The organism is Thermogemmatispora tikiterensis (assembly GCF_003268475.1).
In the GTDB taxonomy this organism is placed as follows: domain Bacteria; phylum Chloroflexota; class Ktedonobacteria; order Ktedonobacterales; family Ktedonobacteraceae; genus Thermogemmatispora; species Thermogemmatispora tikiterensis.
Genome location: NZ_MCIF01000002.1, coordinates 2,998,954 through 3,020,361, shown reverse-complemented (window position 1 = coordinate 3,020,361; position 21,408 = coordinate 2,998,954). Strand labels below are relative to the sequence as shown.

At 60.6% G+C, this 21,408-nt stretch carries 18 protein-coding genes; 5 read left to right on the top strand and 13 right to left on the bottom strand.

The window, feature by feature from the left end; all coding sequences use genetic code 11:
- Positions 1-79: 79 nt before the first annotated feature.
- The 6 genes from pcaF to A4R35_RS12115 all read right to left on the bottom strand — a co-directional run bounded on the left by pcaF (position 80) and on the right by A4R35_RS12115 (position 6,206).
- On the bottom strand, positions 80-1,276 hold the full coding sequence (gene pcaF / locus A4R35_RS12140) for a 3-oxoadipyl-CoA thiolase (RefSeq protein WP_112429709.1): 1,197 nt from the start codon (positions 1,274-1,276) through the stop codon (positions 80-82).
- 141 nt (positions 1,277-1,417) lie between these two features.
- Positions 1,418-2,194 (bottom strand): enoyl-CoA hydratase-related protein, encoded by a 777-nt coding sequence (locus A4R35_RS12135; RefSeq protein WP_112429707.1) that lies wholly within the window; start codon positions 2,192-2,194, stop codon positions 1,418-1,420.
- A 137-nt stretch (positions 2,195-2,331) separates the two neighbouring features.
- A complete protein-coding gene (locus A4R35_RS12130) occupies positions 2,332-3,111 on the bottom strand; it encodes a CoA-transferase subunit beta (protein WP_189361717.1) in 780 nt (259 codons plus the stop codon).
- 116 nt (positions 3,112-3,227) lie between these two features.
- On the bottom strand, positions 3,228-4,142 hold the full coding sequence (locus A4R35_RS12125) for a CoA transferase subunit A (RefSeq protein ID WP_112429703.1): 915 nt from the start codon (positions 4,140-4,142) through the stop codon (positions 3,228-3,230).
- The gene (locus A4R35_RS12120; protein ID WP_112429701.1) at positions 4,139-4,921 is read right to left on the bottom strand and encodes a Vgb family protein; all 783 of its coding nucleotides are present in this window, start codon (positions 4,919-4,921) and stop codon (positions 4,139-4,141) included. Before A4R35_RS12120 ends, A4R35_RS12125 begins: the two co-directional genes overlap by 4 nt.
- 436 nt (positions 4,922-5,357) lie before the next feature.
- Positions 5,358-6,206, bottom strand: coding sequence for an XdhC family protein (locus A4R35_RS12115; RefSeq protein WP_112429699.1), 849 nt, complete (start codon positions 6,204-6,206; stop codon positions 5,358-5,360).
- Between the two features lie 307 nt (positions 6,207-6,513).
- On the opposite strand from A4R35_RS12115, the gene A4R35_RS25005 reads away from it, so the two are divergent.
- The 3 genes from A4R35_RS25005 (at position 6,514) to A4R35_RS12100 (ending at position 8,024) form a co-directional block, all read left to right on the top strand.
- Positions 6,514-6,642 (top strand): hypothetical protein, encoded by a 129-nt coding sequence (locus A4R35_RS25005; protein ID WP_262982329.1) that lies wholly within the window; start codon positions 6,514-6,516, stop codon positions 6,640-6,642.
- 337 nt (positions 6,643-6,979) lie between these two features.
- The gene (locus tag A4R35_RS12105) at positions 6,980-7,798 is read left to right on the top strand and encodes a hypothetical protein (protein WP_112429697.1); all 819 of its coding nucleotides are present in this window, start codon (positions 6,980-6,982) and stop codon (positions 7,796-7,798) included.
- 22 nt (positions 7,799-7,820) lie between these two features.
- Positions 7,821-8,024 carry a hypothetical protein gene (locus A4R35_RS12100; protein ID WP_112429695.1) on the top strand — a complete coding sequence of 68 codons (204 nt, stop codon included), beginning with the start codon at positions 7,821-7,823 and terminating at the stop codon, positions 8,022-8,024.
- A 155-nt stretch (positions 8,025-8,179) separates the two neighbouring features.
- Here the strand turns inward: A4R35_RS12100 and A4R35_RS12095 are convergent, their stop codons facing one another.
- From A4R35_RS12095 to rph, 5 genes are all read right to left on the bottom strand, one after another.
- Positions 8,180-9,082 (bottom strand): alpha/beta fold hydrolase, encoded by a 903-nt coding sequence (locus A4R35_RS12095; RefSeq protein ID WP_112429693.1) that lies wholly within the window; start codon positions 9,080-9,082, stop codon positions 8,180-8,182.
- Between the two features lie 54 nt (positions 9,083-9,136).
- The gene (gene eno / locus A4R35_RS12090) at positions 9,137-10,462 is read right to left on the bottom strand and encodes a phosphopyruvate hydratase (RefSeq protein WP_112429691.1); all 1,326 of its coding nucleotides are present in this window, start codon (positions 10,460-10,462) and stop codon (positions 9,137-9,139) included.
- Positions 10,463-10,865: 403 nt separating this feature from the next.
- Complete coding sequence (gene hisC / locus A4R35_RS12085; protein WP_112429689.1) at positions 10,866-12,008, bottom strand: histidinol-phosphate transaminase; 1,143 nt, start codon at positions 12,006-12,008, stop codon at positions 10,866-10,868.
- Positions 12,009-12,025: 17 nt separating this feature from the next.
- Entirely contained in the window at positions 12,026-13,165 is a 1,140-nt protein-coding gene (locus A4R35_RS12080; RefSeq protein ID WP_146747200.1) for a hypothetical protein, read from the bottom strand.
- Between the two features lie 755 nt (positions 13,166-13,920).
- Positions 13,921-14,634, bottom strand: a complete 714-nt coding sequence (gene rph / locus A4R35_RS12070) for a ribonuclease PH (RefSeq protein WP_112429684.1) — start codon at positions 14,632-14,634, stop codon at positions 13,921-13,923.
- Between the two features lie 388 nt (positions 14,635-15,022).
- Between rph and A4R35_RS12065 the strand changes: the two genes are divergently transcribed.
- Positions 15,023-16,633: an alpha,alpha-trehalose-phosphate synthase (UDP-forming) gene (locus A4R35_RS12065; protein ID WP_189361714.1), complete on the top strand. Its 1,611-nt coding sequence runs from the start codon at positions 15,023-15,025 to the stop codon at positions 16,631-16,633.
- 59 nt (positions 16,634-16,692) lie between these two features.
- Here the strand turns inward: A4R35_RS12065 and otsB are convergent, their stop codons facing one another.
- Positions 16,693-17,538, bottom strand: coding sequence for a trehalose-phosphatase (gene otsB, locus A4R35_RS12060; RefSeq protein ID WP_112429680.1), 846 nt, complete (start codon positions 17,536-17,538; stop codon positions 16,693-16,695).
- Between the two features lie 395 nt (positions 17,539-17,933).
- On the opposite strand from otsB, the gene A4R35_RS12055 reads away from it, so the two are divergent.
- Positions 17,934-18,764, top strand: coding sequence for a YjbE family putative metal transport protein (locus A4R35_RS12055; protein WP_112429678.1), 831 nt, complete (start codon positions 17,934-17,936; stop codon positions 18,762-18,764).
- A 337-nt stretch (positions 18,765-19,101) separates the two neighbouring features.
- Here the strand turns inward: A4R35_RS12055 and pknB are convergent, their stop codons facing one another.
- Positions 19,102-20,916 (bottom strand): Stk1 family PASTA domain-containing Ser/Thr kinase, encoded by a 1,815-nt coding sequence (pknB, locus tag A4R35_RS12050; RefSeq protein WP_112429676.1) that lies wholly within the window; start codon positions 20,914-20,916, stop codon positions 19,102-19,104.
- Between the last annotated feature and the right edge of the window lie 492 nt (positions 20,917-21,408).

The window sequence follows — 21,408 nt, the reverse complement described above, 5'->3', positions numbered from 1 at the left end:
TTTCTGCTTCCTCCCTTTCCTTTTAGCTTTCCCTGCTCCGTCGGTCCCTTGCGCTTGTGAGCGCTGCTGTGAAGCCGGCTTAGAGGCGCTCGATGATGGTGGCGATCCCCTGGCCAACGCCGATGCACATGGTGGCCAGTCCGTAGCGTCCGCCTCGCCGTTCTAACTCGTGCAGCAGTGTGACCATGATACGGGCGCCGCTGCAGCCCAGGGGATGACCCAGGGCAATGGCGCCACCATTGACATTGAGCTTCTCTTCATCGATTTCCAGCTCGCGTACGCACTGCAGCACCTGGGCGGCGAAAGCCTCGTTCAGCTCAATCAGGTCGAGGTCGTGGATGCTCAATCCGGCGCGCTGCAGAGCCTTACGCGTCGCTGGAATTGGCCCCAGGCCCATATAGGCCGGATCAACGCCGGCGACCGCGGTGGCGACGATGCGTGCTCGTGGGCGCAGTCCCAGAGCGCGTGCCCGGCTCTCGCTCATCATGACCAGTGCTGCTGCCCCGTCGTTAATGCCCGCCGAATTGCCAGCGGTGACGGTACCTCCCTCGCGGAAAGCCGGCTTAAGCGCAGCCAGCTTTTCCAGCGACGTATCGGGACGTGGATGCTCGTCTTTGCTCACCAGTCCCGGCTCGCCTTTTTTCTGGGGGATCGGTACCGGGACGATCTCCTCGGCGAAACGCCCGTCTTGCTGGGCGGCGACGGCGCGCTGATGGCTGCGCAGGGCGTAGCGATCCTGTTCCTCGCGGCTGATGCCATAGCGCTCGGCCACGTTCTCCGCCGTCTCGCCCATGCTATAGGGGTAGTGCATCGCGGCGAGCCTGGGATTGATGAAGCGCCAGCCCAGGGTGGTGTCGTAGAGCGTAGCGCTGCGGCTAAAGGCGCTCTCAGCCTTGCCCAGGACGAAGGGAGCGCGGGTCATGCTCTCAACTCCGCCAGCGACAAAGGTGTCTCCGGCGCCGACCTGGATTGCCTGGGCGGCGCTATTGATGGCCTGCAGGCCGGAGCCGCAGAGCCGATTGACGGTCTGGCCTGCCACATGAATTGGCAGGCCAGCCAGGAGCAGGGCCATGCGTGCCACGTTGCGATTGTCTTCACCCGCCTGGTTCGCACAGCCCAGAATAACGTCTTCGACGCTGCCAGGTTCAATACCGGCACGGCGGACGGCTTCGGTGATCACCAGGGCCGCCAGGTCATCGGGACGCACATCTTTGAGCGCTCCGGCGTAGCGCCCGATAGGGGTGCGCACTGCTGAGACGATTACCGCTTCTTCCATAGTTGCGGCCTCCTCTCGGGTTGCTGCTGACTCTCCGTTGATGGTGGAGACGGCTCGGTCTCTCAGATAGTCTTCTGGTGAAGTCTGGCCTGGGGATGGCTCTCCGCCTGTCTGCCCGCCAGACCAGACCGCTTTGCCCGCTCAGCGTCCCTGGAATTGAGCGCGGCGTTTTTCGAGGAAAGCGCGCATCCCTTCGCGCTTGTCTTCGCTGGCGAAGAGCAGGAAGAAGTTTTTCCGCTCAGCCTCTAGACCCTCTTCCAGCGAGGTTTCGAAGGCGGCCAGCACGGCTTCCTTGGCCAGGCGGATGGCGATGGGTGGGCGTTCGGCCAGCTCTTTGGCGATCTTGAGGGCCTCTTTGAGATGCTCGCCCTGGGGGACTACACGGTTGACCAGCCCCAGCTCGGCCAGCTCGCGTGCGCTGATCTGGTTACCCAGGAGCACCATTTCCATAGTGCGATATTTGCCAAGGGTGCGTGCCAGGCGCTGGGTACCGCCGGCACCTGGGATGATGCCCAGCAGGATCTCAGGCTGACCGAACCGGGCGTTCTCAGAGGCCACAATGATGTCGCAGTGCAGAGCCAGCTCGCAGCCTCCGCCAAGGGCATAGCCGTTGACGGCGGCGATCAGCGGTTTTTTGATACGCCGGATGCGCTCCCAGGCCTCGAAGCCCCCCAGAAGCATGTCGATCGGCGACTTATCTGCCATCTCTTCGATGTCGGCCCCCGCGGCGAAGGCGCGCTCGCCGGCGCCAGTGATAACGATACAACGAATGGCCTCATCGCGATCGAGGTCTTCCAGGGCTGTACTCAGCTCGGCGACGAGCTGTGTATTGAGGGCGTTCAGCTTGGTGGGCCGATTGAGTGTGACGATGCCCACCCGCTCATCACGTTCAACCAGAATGTATTGATATTCTGCCATGTTTCTCCTCGTTGCCTTTGTCTGGGCTGCTGTGGTTTGAGCTAGATCAGCGGGCGAGTCAATGCCTCGCTGCACTCACTGCCTGGAGAGGATGAGAGGACCCTACCTGCATCGGTCGGTGGCAGCGAGCCGGAGAATCAGCTGGTCCAGACGCCGTGCGGATCACACTCACGGATCACGCGCAGCTCTTCTGGCGTTGGCGGAACTGTTTCGGCGCAGTCAGGAGCCAGGCGTAGCGGCCAGCCTGTCTCTTCCTGGACCTGCTCGATGCTACTGCCGGGATGGTAGGACTGCAGCAAGGCCTCGCCAGTGGCTGGATCAAAAGTGAAGACGGCCAGAGTGGTGATCAGCACCGCTGGCCCGCCGCGCGGTAGGCCCACACGCTGGCGCCAGGCCACGCCGGCAGGACCCTGCTCGTTGGGGTAGCCATAGCCCGGGCTGGTCACGAAATCGACACGCTCGCGCAGGCGGTGCCGTTCGTGGGGCATGATGATCGCCAGACGCTGAGCCAGTGAGGCGATATCAGCGCCGCCGCCGCTGCCTGGCAGCCGAACGCGTGGCTGCTGCCAGTCGCCGATGAGCGACGTGTTGAGATTCCCGTAACGATCAATTTCTGCGCCGCCGATAAAGCCAAGCTCGATTTCACCAGCGGCCATCAGGCCGATAACGTTAATGGTGCTGGTGGCCCAGAGCGCTCCGCAGATATTAGGTGCATCACCCATAGTGTAGAGCAGCTCGCGGGCTGGCGTATCGCGAATCAGACCCGTTTCGAAAATACCGACACAGTTGGGGGCGTGAGTGCGCTTGGCCAGGGCGAAGGCCAGCAGTGGCAGGCGCATGCCAACGAAAACCCGCTCGCCATCGCGGATCTGGCGCGCAGCGCAAACGACCATCAGTTCACGAGGGGTATACTCCATTGTCCCTGTTCCTCCTTGCCTGATAGTGCTCTCGCTCCTGGCGAAGGCGGGCTGGCGGCACGGAACTGCCGTGCCCTGGACCAGTCTGCTGCCGCGAGAGCAGAAGGGCCTCTCGATCAGTAGCCATAGTCAACAGGAGCGGCGTAGCGGTGCTCCTTGACGCTCAGTGCGCCCAGGCGAGCTGAACCCAGCTTCGCTATGTATTCCTGACGCGTCTTGAGGCCAAGCACCCACTCGTCCAGCCACTGCTGGAACCCCTCCGCTGTGCGGGTGCGAGTATGGTACTCGTGGTAGAACTGATGGTCGCGATCGTAGTAGCCCTGCACCGCTGAGGGATGGGCGCCCCACGGCTCATGGACGACGGCGCAGACTTTGTAAGAGGGTCCGATGACGCGATTGGGGTCGCTCGTGATGACTTCGCGTGATACGATCTCCTCAGCGACGATGATGACTTGACGCGCAGCAAGCATAGCCTCCTGGCAGATGCCAAGGCTGCCCCAGAGATGGGCGTTGCCGTCTTCGTCGCTGCGCTGGACGTGCAGGATGGTCACGTCAGGTTGCAGGGCTGGCACGAGCAGCAGGGGACTGCCATCGAAAGGTGAGGAGGCGTGGAGAAAAGTTGAGTTTTTACGCGCGAGGTCGCTCCCCAGCAGCGAGCGCGTAGGGATATAGGGAGCGCCCAGGCTGGCGGCGCGCAGAGCCAGACCGATCGTGAAATTGCTATGGTCCTCGGTGACAATGGGGCGAGGCTGGGCCTGCTCCGTTGCTCGACGGTAGCAGTGGCCGAGGCCCTCGCTGACGTTGCCTACCCAGGCCGCTTGAATCTTCGCTACGCAGCCGGCCCCGATCAGTTGATCGAACAGGATGTCCGAGATTGGCCCGATCAAGGTCAGGTCGCGGCGTCCCTGGCGAATAATCTCGTGGCCCGCTGCGAAGGGAATACAAGGCTCCAGGGCCAGACCCAGTGCTACCGCTGCCCCATCGGGGACATAGCGTCTGATCGCCTCGGTCATAGAGAGCAGCTTACTCATGTCGGTGTAAACTCCACGATCATGTTTGCGTAATCATCGGCCACGTAGATGTGGTCATGCTGGTCGGTGACCAGTCCCTGTGGTTCGATAAAGCCCTGGCTAGCCAGCGTTTCACGCTGGCCGGTGGCTGGCTGCATGCGGATCAGCGCATGCACGGCTGGTGCCAGGTCTATGACCAGCAGATTGCCGTGCCCGTCCCAGGCTACGTCGTCCGGCATGCCGAAGCCGCCGAAGCGAGTCTTGTGCCCGTTGGGGCTGATGCGCCAGACCGCCTGCCCGCATTCATCTGCCACATAGACGTTACCTGCCCCGTCAACGGCGGCCCCCACTGGACGTACCATGCCGCTCGCCAGCGGCTGCAGGGTGCGGCCATCCAGGCTCATGCGATAGACCTCGCCGGTGGGGCTGTCTGGTACAATCAGGGTCTGGGTTGTGCGGTCAAAGGCAATACCATCGATCCCTGCTTTGCATGGCTGACTGCCCGGTGTACCTGGAAGGGTGCGCAAGACCAGCGGCATCTGGGCGCCTGGCATCAGCAGCAGCAAACGGTTGGTGCGCTGTTCCGCTATGATGATTGTACCATTCTGGAGCACGACCAGCCCTTCTGGCGCCGCCAGGCCACGCGCGAGCACGCTCACTGTGCCATCGCGATTGAGACGGTTGATTGTACCGTTATGAGCGTCGCTGAAAAAGAGGTTGCCTTGCGCATCAAGGGCAAGGTCATCGGGTCTGCCGTAGCCGCGCAGGAGGAGGTGGCTGCGGTAGTGGCGTGCTACCACCTCCGTGCCGCTAGCGGGTGGGGGGGGGGCTGGCCGTGCTTGTTGGCGAGGGCGTGTGGACGGGGCTAGCTGAAGATGAGGGAATGGCGGAGCCGGCGCTGCCACAGGCGCTCAAGATGAGCAGACAGAGGAGCAACGCCGAGAGAATCCTCGAATGCTCGCTTCGCAGCATAGCGTGTCCTTCCCGAAAAACCCCGAAAATGTGATCTGCCGCTTGGGAGTCAGCAACTGTCCGTGGCCGGACCTGGGCATGGAGGCCCCTGACAGGAGGCTGGCCGTGGCTGACAGGCCGGCCAGGCGCTGGCTCTATTGCCATCGTATCACAAGCGGGCGTCTTGAGGAAAATCGGGACCAGAGGGCGAGTAGCCTATCCTCTCCTGGCAACGAGCAGGCTGTGCTCGCCGGCTACCGCTCCGCCATTGCCGTACTTGCTCAATCAGGCGCTTACGGGAGCGACTTCCTCGATCAGGTGGTGCAGCGTTTTGAGAGGGGCCCCGGTGCCTTTGGCGCCTGTGCGCCTGGTCATCACCAGCTCAGCGGCGATGCTAAGCGCGATCTCTTGGGGGGTGACGGCACCGATATCGAGGCCGATAGGCGTGTGTACCTGCTCAAGGCGCTCGCGAGGAATACCTGCCTTGAGCAAATTGCGAAAGATGTTGCGGATTTTGCCGGCGCTGCCGATCATGCCTACATAGGCGGCCTCGCTCTCTACGGCAGCGCGCAGGGCCTCCTCGTCGAGCCGGTGGCCGCGTGTGACAATGACTACCCAGGTTGAGGCATCCGGTCGCAGCTCGCGAATGGTCTGGGCGATGTCACCAAAGAGGAGCTGGACGCGCTCGCCAAAGGTACGAGGATCCGCCAGATCACGACGGTCGTCTATTACCACAATGCGAAAGTCGAGGTCGGCGGCGAAGCGCGCCAGCGCCTGAGCCACATGGCCGGCCCCGGCAATGATCAGTCGTGGCTCCGGAGAGATGGCCTCGACAAAGACCTCCAGGGTTGCGCCACAGCTGCCGACGGCTTCGTCGGGGTCGATGTGAATATGTGTGAGGAACGAGCGCCCTTCCTGGAGGGCCTGCTGCATGGCTTTGATGGCCTGCTCGTCGGCGCGCCCTCCGCCGAAGCTGCCGCTAGCGCTGCCATCGGCATGGAGCAGCATGCGGACCCCGATATCGCAGGGGGCGGCTCCAATGGTCTTGACCACAGTGGCAATGCCGACGCGCTCGCCTCGTCGCAGCGCTGCTTGAATGGCCTCGTAGACGGCTGTGGGGCTGATGGCACTCATGGTTCTTCCCGTCCTCTGTCTGTTGCTCTCTGCGTGCTTCCCCTACTCAATGATTGAGCAGGACACTCTTCATTATAACACAGGAAAATTGCCGTCTCCTTGCCTGACAGGCCGGTTCTGTTCACGTATGGTGAGTAGAACAAGAGTAACAGTGTGATAGAGGTGTAGAGGCGCGGATAAGAGGGGTGACACAAAGCACCTGGCCAATATGGCAGGTCTGCTGCGGCCATGACCTGCTGGCTATTCTCTCTCTCTTGCCCTCCACAAGGTCTTAGGGACCCATAATAGTGGTGAGCTCCGTCCCGAGATGCTTCAGAAGAGTCTACGTCTGGCCTATGAATATCGCTATTTCATGAAAACGCAGCTCTACCAGCGTCTGCGGCTCTGGGAGCAAAACCATCCCGGCTTTGTTATCCTTCCACCAGACAACGAATAATTCTCGTCGACTCGAAAAAGATCATCTTTTGTCATCTTAAGATCAATATGCCTTTCCGTTTTTGACCCCCGCAGCCAGAACGATTCTTTGGAGCCCCCTGGTTGATGAGCAACCTCTCTCGCCAAGCAAGCAGCTAGCTTGACAGATGCTCTTCTGCCGGGTACAATGCTAGAACATAAGTTCTAGATCTCCTGAGAAGCCGCGTTACCGGGTGCTGGTGAAGTCCGGGCAGCGCGATCTCATAGCGATAACTTGCACAGCGCCCGGCGCGGTCGCTCAAAGCAATTGGCCAGTCAGGCGCAGCGCGAGGAACAGCCAGTAGGAGGAGGCATTGCCTATGACATCTCTTGGTGAGCACTCTCATTCTCAGGGCCGTGAGGAACAGCGTCCACGCTTCAACCCGAGCGAGCACCTGCTACAGATCAGAAGCGGCAATCGTGGCGAGCTGCGCGACTACCTGCCTGTCCAGTGGCGACTCGTCTGGTTCCGCGAGCTCTGTCCCCAGGGGACCATTGAAACCGAGATGGTACACCTGGATCTGGAGCGCGAGACCGAGGAGGAGTATTACGGCTACAACAGCGAGACCCGGCGCAACGAAAAGATGGTTCGCCGGGCCAGGGGTTTCGTCATCTTTCGCGCCGTTGTCAAGGACGGCAAGGGAGGCGTTGCCACAGGGACTAAGTCGGAGAAGGCCGCCAGCTTTCCTGATTTCATCGAGAAGGCTGAGACGGGTGCCATTGGGCGCGCCCTTGCCGCGCTCGGCTTCGGAACCCAATTTGCCCCGGAGCTGGATGAGGAGCATCGTATCGTCGACAGTCCCGTCGAACGGGCTGCTGCTCACTCTACAGGCGAGCATGCCCCGGAGGCCGCGGCGGCCTCTGATTTGGAGGCTGCCTCCTCCAACGCGCGCGGGACTGCCGTCCCTGCTGTTTCCCCATCTCGCCAGCGCACCTCATCGCGATCGGGCAACGGCAGCGACAGCGAGCACGGTCCGATCACCGACCAGCAGCTCGCCAGCATTCGCAAGCTCTGCGATACGCTCGGCAAGTCGGAGCCGAACGACCTCGCCTCCTGGAACTACGCGGCGGCGCGCGAGCTTATTCTGCAACTAAGCCGCGAGTACCGTCAGCGCAACGAGAGTCGCAAGGCTTCCTAGCGTACACAAGCGAGGATAGCGCATGTCCTTCAAACAACTGCAGTATGCCGAAAAGCGCATGCACAGGCTCTGGCGCGATATGGTTGTAGCCGGCGAGCGCGGCGCCTCACCCATCGAGCTAGAGCGCCTCTATGATGCCTACTTGCAAGCTCTTCAGAGCTACCTGCGCTATTACGAAATCTACCGCCAGCAGTCAGGTGGGATTGACATTCATCGCTGTGCCTGAAGAAGGAGAGTGCTCAGACCCCAGGTTAACGTTGTCGCCTCTCCTCCTATCCTGGTCAGGAGCAGAGAGAAGAGGCGACGCCGCGGCGGAACGGGAGACGACTCGGGTCCCCCTGGACCTGGTCCCTCTCCAGACCCGGTAACCTGGGGTCTGAGCTAAGCGCGTGCTGATAGAGAGGAGACGAAGCCTCGAATGGCCCGCGCTACTGCCTCTGGGGCATCGAAGAGCACTAGATGGCCGGCCTGGGGAATAATGCTCAACTGCGAACCCGGGATCTCCCGATGGAGGCGCTGAGCATACTTCAACGGAATCTGTTGATCTTCCTCTCCCCAGATGATCAGCACGGGCTTTCCCACGCGCGATAGATCGCTCGACACTGAATTCACGTAGTAGGGAATCAGGTTGCGGATGTGCTGATAAAGGACTTCCTTGTGTAGCTCGCTATTCCAATGGCTCACGAAGTCGTCGAGCATCTGCTGCTTGAACTGTTCAGGCCGTGCTGAAGCGGCGGGCAGCGTAGCCCGCAGATCGCGCAGCACCTCCTCGACGCTCGCGCGTTTAGGAGCATCGTACTCCTGCCGCTCCTTCATGTGCGGCAGTGGCCAGTCCTCGGCAAAGGCGTGCAAATAGCAGACCGTATCAATCACCACCAGGGCCGCCACGCGTTCCCGACTCAGGCGCGTTGCCAGAATCTGGGCCACGCCACCGCCGAGGCCGTGACCCACCAGCACCACATTGGTCAACTGCAGAGCCTCCAGGAACATTGCCAGATAATCGGCGTGGCCCCAGACCGAGGTATCAGCCGGCCAGGGATGATCAGAGAGGCCATGGCCCAGCAGGTCCAGCACATAGATAGCCCGCCCGCTGCTGGTCAGCAAAGGAATAACCTCGCGCCAGGAGAAGGCCCCTGCCAGCACATCGTGGAGCAGGACCAGTGCCCCATCGGTTCCATGCTCGGCCCCGTAGACATAATAAGTCACATTATAATGGATCAGGCGGATCGTGCGCCGTTCACCGGCGCCTGCCACCCGTGGTAGCTGTGCTGTACTCTGTGTCATTGCTTCTGCCTCACTCTTCCGTGCGCTGCGAACGAGCGTCTCTGCATCGCTCCTCTACATTCGCGCGTAGAGTCCTGGAACATTATAGAAAGCCCCAAAGCCCGCATACTGAGCTGTGCGCTCACCCAATTCTTCCTCAATCACCAGCAAGCGATTGTACTTGGCCACGCGCTCACTGCGAGCTGGAGCACCTGTTTTAATCTGGCCTGCATTGGTAGCCACCACCAGATCGGCGATCGTTGTATCTTCTGTCTCGCCCGAGCGATGAGAGACCACCGCCGTAAACGAAGCGCGCTTTGCCATCTCGATGGCCGCCAGCGTCTCCGTCAGGGTCCCAATCTGATTGAGCTTAATCAGGATGGAGTTGGCGGCCCGCTCCTCGATCCCGCGCTTCAGGCGGGCTGTATTCGTCACGAAGAGATCGTCGCCGACCAACTGCACCCGTCCGCCCAGACGCTGGCAGAGCAGGGACCAGCCTTCCCAGTCATCTTCTGCCAGGCCGTCCTCGATCGAGATCAACGGATACTCGTTGACCCACTGCTCATAGAGATCGACCATCTCGGCGGACGAGAGCGTGCGGCCTTCGCGGGCCAGCAGGTACTTGCCATCCTGATACAGCTCGCTGGCGGCGGGGTCCATCCCGAGACAGATATCGACCCCGGGGCGGTAGCCAGCCGCCTCGATGGCGGTCAGTAGCAGCTCCAGCGGCTCCCGATTCGAGCTCAGCGAAGGAGCGAAGCCACCCTCATCGCCGACATTCGTATTATACTTCTTGCTATGCAAGACCTTTTTCAGGCTCTGGTAGACCTCGGCTCCCATGCGCAGCGCCTCACGGAAGGAGCGAGCTCCCACCGGCAGAATCATATACTCCTGCATATCGGCGGAGTTATCGGCGTGCTTGCCGCCGTTGAGGATATTCATCATTGGAACGGGCAGTACACTGGCCGAAACCCCGCCCAAATAACGATAGAGCGGCTGGCCAAGAGCATTGGCCGCCGCGTGGGCCAGGGCGAGAGAGACGCCGAGAATGGCATTAGCGCCGAGCTTCCCCTTATTAGGGGTGCCATCGAGCTGGACCATCAGGCCATCGAGAGCCACCTGATCTGTGGCATCCTGGCCGATCAGTGCTTCCCGCAGAGTCGTATTGACATGCTGGACCGCCGTCAGCACTCCTTTGCCGCCGTAGCGCTGACGGTCGCCGTCGCGCAGCTCAACCGCCTCGTGGGCGCCTGTTGAGGCCCCCGAAGGGACCGCTGCCACACCGCGAGCGCCGCCTTTCAACCAGACCTCCACCTGGACCGTCGGGTTGCCACGCGAATCGAGGATCTCACGAGCTACCAGGTTCGCAATGACCGTACTTTCTCTGCTCACACCAGGCATAGAACGGTACCTACCTCTCTCTACTCTGCTCAAATCTTATCGTCTTGCTAGTAGATGCACAATCGATGATAGCGCGGCGTTGCCCATCATTGCCGGCTGTATTGTAACGCGCGCCGATACTCGTGGGCAAGCATTTTCTTGACAGCCGGCCTGACGAGCCGGTGCATCTGCTGACTTCTGGCGACTGGAAGGAAGAGCGTGGAGCTGATGAAACGACGACTGAGGCCAGGAGCACAGGGAGCACGGTCAAGACCAAGACCAAAGCAGCCGGGCGCGATATAAATAGCAGCTGCCGGCCTGCCAGACCCACCTGACCCTCATTCCGCCCACGTCCTGGCGTGACGTCGGTCAAGGCAGGTAATCCAGGCCGGCTTGCCCACAGTTGAGCGGTCAGAGTGATAACTCAGCCAGCGCTGTTAGTGCTGCGCTTCGCTCTGCCAGGACGCACCTCAGCCAGGGCGCGCGCCAGCAGATCGGTATGCTCCGGTAAGCCCACAGTTACCCGCAGGACATTCTGCAGATACGGATGCTGGAAATAGCGCAAGAGAATGCCATACGACTCAACGCTGGCGCGAATGTCCTCCACCGTAATTTCCTCATCGCAGACGCGCGCCATAATAAAGTTCCCCTGGGAAGGGACGGGCGCCAGATACGGCTGAGCGGCCAGCACCTGGAAGAGACGTTCGCGTTCCTGGATCAGGAGTTGCACGCGCTCCCAGACGCAGTCGAGGTGGGCCAGCGTCTCTATAGCGGCGATGTGGCCGGCCACATTCACCTCGAAGGGGCACTGAGCGCGTCGCAAGTAGCTGGCGATCCACTCAGGGAAGAGGCCGTAGCCGATGCGCAGCCCGGCCAGGCCAGCCCACTTACTGAAAGAGCGCAGCACCACCAGATTAGGGTACTCGGGCACCAGATGAGCCACGCCCCGCGGCTGCTGCGAGAACTCCACGTAGGCCTCGTCGACGACCACAATGCGCCCCGTCTCCAACAAGCGCCGGATATCCTCCTGGGCTACCAGATTACCGGTTGGATTATTCGGCGAACAGAGGACGATCAGCTTTGTCTCGGGGGTCAATGCTGACAGGATAGCCTCGACATCGAGATCGTAGGACTCTGTACGTGGGACCTCGATCACGTAGGCGCCGCAGAGCGTCGTCACTGTCGTATAGAGCGTGAAGGTGGGGGGGCAACAGATAATGTTGTCCCCGACCGACAGGAAGACGTGCCAGAGCAGATTGATCAGCTCGTTGCTGCCATGGCTGAGGACAATATAGCGCTCAGCCAGGCCCGTGAACTCGGCCAAGGCCCGCCGCAGGGCGGTGGAGTCTGTATCGGGATAATTGTTATAGGAGACGTACCGCCCCAGCGCGGCGAGCACTGGAGGGATCGGGCCATAGGGATTCTCATTGCTATTGAGCTTAATCAAGCGATCAATCGGGATACCAGTTCTTTGAGAGAAAGCCTCTAGCGATTCTCCTGGTACATAGGGAGCAATACGTTCGATCTCTGGACGGACCTGAACAACACGCGAGGCATATGGTTGCATGGGCTTATATATCCATCCTACTTTTCAGTATCAGCGTCCACGAAGATCTGGGCTGGACGGCGGATTAAGGAATTGCGTACAGGGGAGCCAGAACCAGTATTGCCGCGCAGAGGACCGCTGGTGCCGAAAGAGCGGAGGGACGTATGAGGAACGACGGGCTGCATTGCCGAAGTTTCCGGCAGCTGGCCACCGGTAGCCTGCAGCATCTCCATGCCGCGACGCAAGGTCATCATATCCCGCAGGAAGCAAGCAACAGCGGAAGCGGCAGAGCCCTTTTCGCGAGCGCTTTCGAAGCGGCGAGCATTAGCCTCGCCGGCGTCCTGGGCCGCCTGAGCCAGCGGATCAGACGTGTGAGCGGCGAAGGTATCCTGGAAAATGTCGTCCCAGCTTGACCAGCGCCCACGCAGTGGTTTCCAGCCAAGCTGGCTATCGCTGACCGTGCGCCATTTTTCCTCGGTAAACTGAACCCAATCCTCGATCAAGCGGATACAAGACTCCAATTGCTGGCGCAGGCGCTCCTCCTCGGCGCTGTGGGACTGCGAGCCGCTCTGTGGGAAGCCCTCAGCGGAGGGGGCGGCCTGGCCATAGAAGCCGCTCTGGAAATAGGCGGGAGCCTGTTGCACGCCGGGGAAGAAGCCAGAGTTGCCGGGCAGGCCTGAGAAATCCGCGCTCCCCTGACCGATCTGAGTCATGGGACCTGTCTGACCTGTTTGGCCTGCGGGCAGGCCCAGAACAGGGCCTTGTGGGGAAGCCAGCTCGCCCGTTACTGTCACCCCTCCGAAGGCGGGGTTGAGGCTCAAGATCGAGGAGCCATCGGGCATCAGCATGCCCTCGGGAATGGTAGGCAGACCACCGATCACGATCTCCTCATGCCCGATTGCATCGAGGATGCGCCAGGCCAGTCGCGGGTGCTTAATAGCCCACCACAGGCGGCGCGCCAGAAAGGTACAGGCAAAGGTAAAGTTGACCAGCAGCCAGACCAGCCCGCGCACCGCCAGCCAGTTCACCAGACCGGCCACCACAATCCAGTACCAGGGATCATGTTGCCCTGCCTCCTCAATAATGGTCAGGACAACTGCCACGGTGAGGCTGGGATCGCGCAGAGGATTAATCACATCGATGATACGCCAGAACCATGAACGCTCTGTCTTCTTCAAGATACGCTCCTCTGACATCACACTACGATGCCGCTGTCTCTTATCCTTCGCTCGGCTCACAGCCCGCTGTCAGACCATACGAGCCGTCCAGATTGCAGGCCCCGACTGCCTGCAGGCCAGGTCTTGCCTTTCTGCCGCAGCTTTCTTCGGGCGTTAGCGAGCGGGGCTGACCCTGCCTGCTTCACTGCTGTACCGTTCCGCCTTCTGTCGTCACCCTCTGCCCTTCAGCTGTCAGGTGGGCCTTGTCGGGGAGGGATGAGCCTTCGCTCTGCGGCTCAGCTACTCTGGCTGACGAGCGAGCTACTCCTCATCGTCTGGCTCGCCTGCCGACTGTTCTGTTGCCGTCCTGCACCTGGCTGTGCATATAGCTGCGGGGCCATCTCTCGCTCGCCCCCGTTCCTGCTGCTCTGTGCTGTCGTTTTCTTTCTTCCGGTGTGACTTTCGGCGAACCTCATGCAGACGAGCGGCCTTCTGCAGCTAGCTCTCTCATTCGGCCATTCGCGGGACGATTCTAACATGAGCCCCTGCAGCCTGCAAGCTTTGCCAGCAGGACAGGGGCATATTGGGCTATCCTGACACACCACATCACTGCCATTTTTATTGTACCAGAGCCACGAGCAAGGCAAGGAAGCAGGCTCCCTTGTGGAGTCGGCGGAGCGGTACTTTAGTACCGCTAGCAGATGTTTCAAACGGCAAGGAGCGGGCGAACGAGCGAACAAGAGCCAGTCTTCAGGAAAAAATCCGTGGCGGCCAGGCTAGCGCAGATACGGCTGTTGGAAGGCCAGCAGCTGGCTGATCCCCTCTTGTGCCAGAGAGAGCAATTCATCCAGGCGGGTGCGACTAAAGACGCCGCCCTCGCCGGTGCCTTGAACCTCGACGAAGTCGCCGTGTGCCGTCATGACCACATTGAAATCAACCTCGGCCCGGGCATCCTCCTCATAGCACAGATCGAGGAGTGGCTCGCCCTCGACGACACCCACGCTAACGGCGGCCACCGCGGTGCGCACCGGGTGAGCGGGCAGGAGACCGCGCTCCACTAGGCGGCTGCATGCCCGGTAAAGAGCCACAAAGGCGCCGGTAATGGCGGCGGTACGCGTTCCGCCGTCGGCCTGCAGTACGTCGCAGTCAAGAATCAGGGTGCGCGTTCCCAGGGCCTCCAGATCCACGGCAGCCCGCAGCGAACGACCGATCAGCCGCTGAATCTCCTGGGTGCGACCGCTGAGGCGTCCTTCACGCTCACGTGGTGTGCGGGTCAGCGTTGCCCGGGGCAACATGCTATACTCGGCGGTGACCCAGCCGCGTCCGCTGCCCTCTAGAAAAGGGGGTACCTTTTCCTCGACGGTGGCGGCGCATAGCACCCGTGTTCGTCCCGCCTCGATGATCACCGAGCCCTCGGCATAGTCTAGATAGTCAACTGTCAGGCGTAGGGGGCGTAGTTGAGTCTGAGAACGCCCGTCTGTGCGTATCATAAGCGAAGCCCTCTTGACAATTTCAAGCTATTCAAAGTCTGGTTCCGACTCATGAAAAATACGGAGGAAGGGGTTCCCTCTTGTTGCCAGTGGCTGTTTCCAGGGAGAGAAGGCCCCATTTCCTCTGCGAATTATGGTACTATACATAAGGGTGTCTCCAACAGAGGTATCTGACCGTGCGTCACCTAAAGAGGGCAGAGAAAGGTCTGCGTTCCCTCTCGTCGCCTCTGTCTTCTCGTGCCTCTGCGGGAAGGTAGGCGGCGAAAAACGCACACCGACCAGGCCCGAACAAGGAGGGAGCGGACAAACAAGTGAGACAGCGAGAGAGATGAAGAGCAGCAGAAAGTCGCAGCCGAAGCGCGAAGAACCTGTTAGAAAGGACCAACCTATGTCTGCGCATAAAACGCTGCATCCTGCGCAAGCGGAGCCACTCCATGCGCATCGCCTCATTATTGCGACCAACCGCGGTCCCGTTGAATTTTATCTTACACAAGATAAAGTGTTGAAATCTCGACGAGGAGCGGGAGGAGTCGTCACAGCTCTCATCGAGGCGGCCAGTCGCATGGAAGTCACCTGGGTGGCAATGGCGATGACAGAAGGGGACCGTCTGGCGGCGCGCGGCGCTGAAGCTGAGTGTGGGCGTATTCCCTCGCCGCTGCCGAATCTCAAGATGCAGCTCCGCTACGTTGTCATTCCCAAGACGGCTTACCGCAAGCACTATGACATCATTAGCAATCGCGTCCTCTGGTTCCTGCAGCACTATCTCTATGATCCCAGCAGTAACTCCTTCAATTATCAGCGGCTGCAGGATGCCTGGAGGAACGGCTATCGGGTGGCTAACCAGGCCATTGCCGAGGCGGTGAATGCCGAGATCGAGCGGGCTGAGACCACGCCAGTGGTTATGCTGCATGACTATCACCTCTATCTGGTGGCCGCTATGATTCGTGAGCGGCACCCTAGCATCATCACCCAGCAATTTATTCACATTCCCTGGCCAGACAGCCGTTGCTGGCACTTCCTGCCTAGCAACATTACGCAGGAGATTTATCGTGGCCTGGTGGGCAACGATATCGTTGGCTTCCAGACCGAGCGCGATGCGCGCAATTTCCTGGAAGGGGCGCGGACCATTCTCGAAGGGGCCGAAGTCGACTTTGAAGAAGGGACCGTTGTCTGGCAGGGACACCGCACGCTGGCGCGAGCGTATCCGATCTCGATCTCGGTGACTGAGGAGCGGCGCATTGTCCAGAGCCTGGCCGGGCGGAGGGCTGCCGAAAAGATCCTGCCCCTACTAGGCGAACAGACGATCATGCGCGTCGACCGTATCGAGCCGACGAAGAACATTCCTCGAGGCTTCCAGGCCTATGCCCAGATGCTGGAGGAGCATCCCGAACTGCGGGGGAAGGTAAAATTCCTGGCCTTCCTTGTTCCTTCGCGTCAATCACTGCCCGAATACAAGCGGCTCAACAGTGAGGTGCTCAAGCTCGTCGAAGAGATCAATGCCCGCTATGGGGATGCCAGCTGGAAGCCCATTGAGGTCTTCTGCGACAACGACCGTACGCGGGCATTGGCCGCCATGCAGTTTTACGACGTGCTGCTCGTCAACCCCATTATTGACGGCATGAATCTGGTAGCCAAGGAAGGAGCGGTTGTCAACAAGCGCAACGGCTTGCTTGTGCTCTCGCGCACTGCTGGCGCCTTCCAGCAGCTTGGCAAAGCAGCCATTCCGACTTCGCCTCTGGATGTGGCAGAGACCGCCGAGGCGCTCTACACTGCCCTGACGCTTCCGCCCGAGGAGCGTGAGCGGCGGGCCAAGCTGGCCCGTCAGATCGTGGAGCAGAACAATCTGCAGACCTGGCTCACCCGTCAGATTGAAGATATTAACGAGCTACTTGACCTGGCGCGTTTGGCCGCTGAGAACGAGAAGCGGCAGCGTGAGCAGAGTGAGCCAGAGAGTGAACCCGAGCTTGCGCCCAGCCCGTTGTCTCTTTCAGCAGGATGACCCTGCTGCTAGATGCCGCTGTCTTCGGGCTGGCAAGAAAAGCGCGTGGAGGTAATCCACTACGCACGCTTTTCCTGCCAGCCTGGCGAGGACGCCCCAGCCTCACTCTCCAGGAAGGTCACCATTTCCTCTAGCAAGGCCGCCATGCCAGCCACTCCCTCGACGATGAGATCCGCCCGCTCCAGGAGTCGAGGGGGGGTATCGGCGTGGCGCACAGCGATCGTCACCGCTGCCGGACAGGACCCCTCTTGGCGCAGGCGAATCAGGGTCTCTACTCCATCCAGGTCAGTGGTGTCATCCCCCGCGAAGAGCGCACTACGCAGCTGATACTGCTCGATGAAGCGCTGCAGAGCCTGGCCTTTATTCAGGCCAGGTACGCGCAGTTCGACGGCCATCTTCCCTTCCGTGAGCAGGAGGCCGCTCTCCTGCGCTGGCTCCCTCAGCAGCTCCAGGATCTGCTGCCGGGCCTGGGCAGGATTGGGGCAGCGACGGTAATGGATGGTCCCGCCGATACTTTTGTATTCAATCTGCGCGCAAGGGAGCGCTGGCGTCAGGTACTGCTCCGCCAGCGCAAGCAGCCGCTGCGCTGGAAGGCGGTAGGCTTCGGCCTCTGGAAGCAGTCTGATCGGATGGTGCTCAGGGAGGCCCTCCGCCCACTCCAGGCCGTGATTGCCGATGTACGTGATCTCGTCGACCCCTACCAGCGCCGCGGCGCTGGTGATTCCTCTACCCGTGACCACCGCCACCCTGGCGTAGGGCCGCAGACGTTCCAACAGAGATGCCACGCCTGGAAAGAGCCTGGCGGCTTCAGGGGTCGGAGCAATGGGGCTGAGTGTGCCGTCGATGTCGAAAGTCAATCCACAAGGGCGGGTCAGCAAGACATGGCGTAGTACGGCAGTCAGCATAGTGGCGTGGTCCTCCTTTGCCTACATCTCGTTGTCGTGGCGCGCGCATGGCTGGCGTCGAGCATAAGGCCGTGCGCATTGCATTCTATCATGTGGTGTTGCTGCACTGCGTTACACGTGGTACTATGTAAAGAAAAGCAAGGCGTTTCAGATGCGCTTCCTTACCGCAGGGCTAGCTTTATAGCCCAGGCGAGGCAGCCAGGCTGCTTGCTACCCACAGGCATGGCCCCCAAGCGAGCAGTAAAGACAACGGAGGCTCTGAGCGACGTGATCCCCATTACCGTCGCTCTCTTTGGTGCTGTGTGGCTCCGCTCTCTTCTGACCTGGCTTGCCGATGGCTCTGGCTCTGGGCAGGACAGCAATGAACTTCTCTATCTTCATGAAGGGGGTTGGAGATGCCGCAGACCTGGCTGCAGTTTCTCAGCACTGTCGGCGGTATTATTCTAGTCGATCTCGCTTTGAGTGGTGATAACGCCCTGGTCATTGGGGCGGCCACTGTAGGCATTCCACGACAACGGCGCTGGGCGGCCCTCTCTCTCGGTGGGGGCCTGGCTATTTTCCTCCGTCTGACTTTCGCTGCTCTGGCTACCTGGCTCTTACAGATTCCCTATCTCCAGGCCATAGGCGGTCTTGTGGTTCTCTCAATTGCGGCCCGTCTCTTCTTCAGCCATGCCTCTGAAAAGGCAGAGCCGCAGCCCGCGAGCGCGGCCAGATCGATCCCGGTCAGCGAGACGTCGCGCATCACTCAGCCGCTGAACAGAGGGCCGGCTACTGTTCTGAACAAGGCTTCCCACCTGCATCGCCTGCTGGAGCGTCACCTCTCGCCAGAAAATACCAGCTTTGTGCTGGCCATGCTCACCATCGTGCTGGCAGATGTCACCATGAGCCTGGATAACGTGATCGCCATCGGCGCTATTGCCCAGGGGCAGCTCCCGGTCCTCATTATTGGCCTTCTGACCAGCATTCTGCTCCTGCTCTTAGGCAGTGCGCTGATCGCTGAGGTGCTTAGCCGGTTACCCGGCCTCACACTGGTGGCCAGCTTTATCCTGGCCTGGGTTGCGGCCCACTTGATCATTAATGATCCAGCCATCAGCTTTCTCCAAGATCATGAACTGGCCGTCTATGGTGGGTCATTCCTCTTCGTAGGGGTGATGGCGCTGGTGGCCTATCTCCAGCAACGCCATCAGCGTTACCTGCATTCCTCCTCTCCCCCCTCTTCCCGCTAAGCTGGTGGATTGGCCTGACTCGCTCTCAATGCTGTTTAACTACAATAACTATCGCTTCCCCTGGAGGCGTTACGCTCAGCCCCGGTTGTCCAGCCACTGCCCTCTCAGAGAACGAGCAATGCAGTCAGGTCATGCTTGAGTGAAAGAAGAGTAAGGAAGAAGGATCATGCGATCGCTGTTGCCAGCTGGTAGCGCGGAGCAAAGTGAAAAGGGGACTCCCCATCTGGAGGGTCCCCTGTTGTTGATCGTCTGGTTGCCCTTCTTGAATTGCTGAGCGATGGAGCGTAGTATCCTCTCAGCGCCGTCCGAGTGGCTCAGCCAGCGCCCTATCTCCCTTCTAGGGTAAGAGAGAAGGGGGAGTCGCCGAAGGCTGAGGGTGGGCCGTCGGCGAGGGCGTTGGTGAGGGCGTTGGTGAGGGCGACGGCGTCGGCGTCGGAGACGGCGATGGAGTAGGGGTCGGCGAGGGCTTCTCTGTCGCCGTTGGCGATGGGACGGTGGTCGGCGAGCCAGTGCTTAAGTTCACCACGTAGAGAATCACGCTCTGGCCGTTAGGCAGCTCCTCACCACTCTTGGGCGAAGTACGATCAACATAGTTGGCCGGCTTCGTCGGATCAACGCCGTCGGACTGCACCGTAAAGGGAATGCCCTGACTGCGCAAAATGCGTTCTGCTCCAGCCAGCGTATTACCCACCAATCCATCGGGGACAATGACCTTTGTCGGTCGCTCTTGCAGATCGACCAGGATCGTCGAACCGCGTGGGGCCAGGGCCGGAGGCTGCGGCGACTGCCGAACCACGTATCCCGAGGTCAGGCCATTATGCACCTGCAGTACAAAGCCTGCATTGGTCGCGCGGGTCAGTGCCTGCTGGTAGGTGAGGCCGATCAACGAAGGAACAGGCACCTCTGGCGGGACTGGGGTCGCCTGAGTAGAAAAGTGCAGAAAAGGCACAAATCCCAGAATAGAAGCCAGATAGATGCTGAAGCCGAGGAGCAGAACAGTGGCGATAAGGATAAGAGCAGTAATAATACCAGCTAAGCGTGAACCTCGCTCACCGGCGATCGCATCACGCTGGAAAGGACGAGTTGTGCCTGACTGAACAAAGCCCCCATAGGGTCCAGGCCCGGGAGCAGGGAGAGCCTCGGGTGAAACGTAGGGAGAAGCCGCCAGGGCGCCAGCGGCGAGGGGACGCTGATCGTAGCCTGCAGCGGCAGCAGCGCCAGGGATCTCATTGACCAGGCCGTGCCCAACGCCGGAGGGCGAAGGGCGGTAAGGTGAAGTGACCACTGTTGGCGCTGCTGCCACATCGGCAGCAGGCTCTGCAAGCTCAGTTTCTCCGAGGGCCTCCAGAGCGCGGGCCAGGGCGCTGCCATCGCGATAGCGCATCTCTGGGATCTTTTCCAGACAGCGCAGAATAATCTCTTCGAGAGCGGGAGGAATAGCTGGATTATAGTGGCTGGGGGGTACCGGTGGGTCCTGGATGTGTTGCATGGCCACAGCCACCGGGGTATCGCCCTCGAAAGGAGTGCGCCCAGTCAACATTTCATACATCACGATTCCGAGCGCGTAGACATCGGCGGCTGGGCTAACGATCTCGCCCTGGGCCTGTTCTGGTGCATAATATTGCACCGTACCGAGCGTCATCCCCGTTGTGGTGAGACGCTCGGCATTGATATCCTTATAGACGCTGGCGATACCGAAATCGGTCAGCTTAATCGAGCCATCGCGCCCGACGAGAATATTCTGGGGCTTGACATCACGGTGAACGATCCCGCGGCGATGGGCGGCGCCGAGGCCGAGAGCGACGTCATGGGCGATAATCACCGCGCGCTCCACATCCAGCACACCCCGTGAGCGCAAGTAGCGGCGCAGGTCTGTGCCCTCGACCAGCTCCATAACGATATAGTAATTCCCCTCGCTCTGCCCGTAGTCGTACACCTGCACAATATTGGGGTGCTGCAGAGCAGAGGCGGCCTTTGCCTCGCGCTGGAAGCGCGTGACAAACTTCGGGTCGGTACTGTAGACCTCGCGTAGCACCTTAATCGCCACAGGGCGATCCATGCGCAGGTCCCGCCCGCGGTAGATGGTTGCCATGCCCCCCCGACCGATGGGGTCCAATAGCTGGTATCGCTCGCCCAGAACTTCTGTTTGCATAGCTCTCCGCTTTGACCGTACAGCTTATCAGGAGGGGCCACATGGGCCTTGGGGCCTGGTCGGGCCGGCCTCCCGCCTCTCTCTCGCCTGCTTTGGCCTTGGCTACTCCTCGCTCTTCCTCCCAGCCAGCCTGTTTGCCTGTCTGCCCCGCTTCACCTGTGGCCGCTTCTCACGCTCTAGCCTGGTTGGCGTGCTGAAGCTGGCCTGGTCTTCCGTGCCTGGCAAGCGATGCTCATGCCAGGCTGCTCTGCTGCCTCTCCAGCCTGGTCCAACCAACCTGGCTCGACTCGACCAACGAGCCTGGCCCGCTGCTTCCACGCTCCAGCCAGCGTGCCCTCCGGATGGGACGAGGTATTCTTTCACAAACGCCCTGCTATGGACGATAAACGCAGGATACCCGGTAAACTACAGTTCGCTCCTTATTGTAGCGCATCCTATCCCCATTGGGAACAGCTTTCTCCGAGGTTACTGCGTAGCACAGATCTGTTTTCT

Bases quoted from the DNA above. Each gene is read 5' to 3' on its own strand.
- pcaF (WP_112429709.1), bottom strand. From the start codon at position 1,276: ATGGAAGAAGCGGTAATCGTCTCAGCAGTGCGCACCCCTATCGGGCGC.
- A4R35_RS12135 (WP_112429707.1), bottom strand. From the start codon at position 2,194: ATGGCAGAATATCAATACATTCTGGTTGAACGTGATGAGCGGGTGGGC.
- A4R35_RS12130 (WP_189361717.1), bottom strand. From the start codon at position 3,111: ATGGAGTATACCCCTCGTGAACTGATGGTCGTTTGCGCTGCGCGCCAG.
- A4R35_RS12125 (WP_112429703.1), bottom strand. From the start codon at position 4,142: ATGAGTAAGCTGCTCTCTATGACCGAGGCGATCAGACGCTATGTCCCC.
- A4R35_RS12115 (WP_112429699.1), bottom strand. From the start codon at position 6,206: ATGAGTGCCATCAGCCCCACAGCCGTCTACGAGGCCATTCAAGCAGCG.
- A4R35_RS25005 (WP_262982329.1), top strand. From the start codon at position 6,514: ATGCTTCAGAAGAGTCTACGTCTGGCCTATGAATATCGCTATTTCATG.
- A4R35_RS12105 (WP_112429697.1), top strand. From the start codon at position 6,980: ATGACATCTCTTGGTGAGCACTCTCATTCTCAGGGCCGTGAGGAACAG.
- A4R35_RS12100 (WP_112429695.1), top strand. From the start codon at position 7,821: ATGTCCTTCAAACAACTGCAGTATGCCGAAAAGCGCATGCACAGGCTC.
- A4R35_RS12095 (WP_112429693.1), bottom strand. From the start codon at position 9,082: ATGACACAGAGTACAGCACAGCTACCACGGGTGGCAGGCGCCGGTGAA.
- eno (WP_112429691.1), bottom strand. From the start codon at position 10,462: ATGCCTGGTGTGAGCAGAGAAAGTACGGTCATTGCGAACCTGGTAGCT.
- hisC (WP_112429689.1), bottom strand. From the start codon at position 12,008: ATGCAACCATATGCCTCGCGTGTTGTTCAGGTCCGTCCAGAGATCGAA.
- rph (WP_112429684.1), bottom strand. From the start codon at position 14,634: ATGATACGCACAGACGGGCGTTCTCAGACTCAACTACGCCCCCTACGC.
- A4R35_RS12065 (WP_189361714.1), top strand. From the start codon at position 15,023: ATGTCTGCGCATAAAACGCTGCATCCTGCGCAAGCGGAGCCACTCCAT.
- otsB (WP_112429680.1), bottom strand. From the start codon at position 17,538: ATGCTGACTGCCGTACTACGCCATGTCTTGCTGACCCGCCCTTGTGGA.
- A4R35_RS12055 (WP_112429678.1), top strand. From the start codon at position 17,934: ATGCCGCAGACCTGGCTGCAGTTTCTCAGCACTGTCGGCGGTATTATT.
- pknB (WP_112429676.1), bottom strand. From the start codon at position 20,916: ATGCAAACAGAAGTTCTGGGCGAGCGATACCAGCTATTGGACCCCATC.